The organism is Vibrio sp. 10N.222.55.C6 (assembly GCF_041473395.1).
GTDB lineage: Bacteria > Pseudomonadota > Gammaproteobacteria > Enterobacterales > Vibrionaceae > Vibrio > Vibrio crassostreae_C.
Genome location: NZ_JBFRSD010000584.1, coordinates 1 through 359, shown reverse-complemented (window position 1 = coordinate 359; position 359 = coordinate 1). Strand labels below are relative to the sequence as shown.

Annotated in this window: 1 protein-coding gene; it reads left to right on the top strand. The window is 47.1% G+C overall.

Annotation, left to right across the window (positions count from 1 at the left end):
- Positions 1 to 23: 23 nt before the first annotated feature.
- Positions 24 to 359 (top strand): RAMP superfamily CRISPR-associated protein (locus tag AB4486_RS25200; protein ID WP_372119444.1); only part of this gene is annotated, 336 nt, incomplete at its 3' end.

The following is a 359-nucleotide window of genomic DNA, read 5'->3' as shown; positions in this document are numbered from 1 at the left end:
GTTTAGTGATTTCAAATGGGGTCTTGTTAAATAGCCACAGTGAGCTTGTCGACAATTATACAGAACCAAGCCATATGGAAAGCGATCCTTTACTGGCCTTGTGCTTGGCAGAGCGCCCTCACCACAGAGACGGAGTCGCGGTCAATGATCGTGGTGTCGCGATTGATCGAGCTAAATTCGATCAGATTGTGTTACCCAAAGGGCTTCGATTTAGTATTACATTGCAATGGAGTAATCAGGATAGGGAAGATGAACAGCAACTCGATGACGAGCAATGGCATCAACTGTTGGCTTTGTGGGAACATCCCACTTTTGCTTTGGGAGCGAATACTCGTAATGGGCTGGGCAGGGTCAAGATC